The organism is Sulfurovum xiamenensis, assembly GCF_030347995.1.
Taxonomy (GTDB): domain Bacteria; phylum Campylobacterota; class Campylobacteria; order Campylobacterales; family Sulfurovaceae; genus Sulfurovum; species Sulfurovum xiamenensis.
On sequence record NZ_JAQIBC010000023.1, the window covers coordinates 1 to 860 of the forward strand.

General features: G+C 42.6%; 1 protein-coding gene. It reads right to left on the reverse strand.

Going from position 1 to position 860, the window contains the following annotated elements; translation table 11 throughout:
* A partial coding sequence (locus PF327_RS11385; RefSeq protein ID WP_289402673.1) for an NADP-dependent isocitrate dehydrogenase occupies nucleotides 1–860 on the reverse strand: 860 nt, incomplete at both ends.

The following is an 860-nucleotide window of genomic DNA, read 5'->3' on the forward strand; positions in this document are numbered from 1 at the left end:
TTTGTTGTTATCAAGGTAACCTTGGTTTGCAACATCAAGACCAGCAGTCAATGCAGCAAGTTTTGCATTTGGATGTTTTTGCTCGATCATTCTTAGTGACTCAGCCAATGCCAAGAACTCACCCAATGAATCCCATCTTAAGTGACCTTCAGCAAGGAACTGGTCTACGTGCTTAGGTGCTGATCCACCTGCACCCGTTTCAAACAGTCCACCACCAGCGATCAATGGAACGATAGAAAGCATTTTAGCTGATGTACCAAGCTCTAAGATCGGGTACATATCAGTTAAGTGGTCTCTAAGAACGTTACCAGTTACAGCGATCGTGTTTTCACCTCTTCTGATTCTCTCGTTTGTGAATCTAGTTGCATCCGTTACATTCATGAACTTGATATCTAAACCAGATGTATCATGATCTTTAAGGTACTCGTTTACTTTTTTGATAAGCTCAGCATCGTGTGCACGTGCTTCATCTAGCCAGAATACTGCAGGGATCCCTTCGATTCTAGTTCTTTCAACAGTCAATCTTACCCAGTCTCTAATTGGTATATCTTTTGTTCTAGCAAGTCTCCAGATATCTCCAGCCTCACACTCGAAGCTCATAAGTACACCATCTTCACCAGTGACTGTTACAGTACCAGCTTCAGCAAGCTCAAATGTCGTTGGGTGAGAACCATACTCTTCAGCTTTTTGTGCCATAAGACCGATATTTTGCATTGTACCCATTGTAGATACATCATATTGACCATTTTTCACACAGTCAGCCAGCATTTCTGCATGGAACATTCCGTAAGTAGAATCTGGAATAACAGCCACAGTCTCAAGTGCGTCACCATTTCTATCCCACTGCTTACCACCTTCTC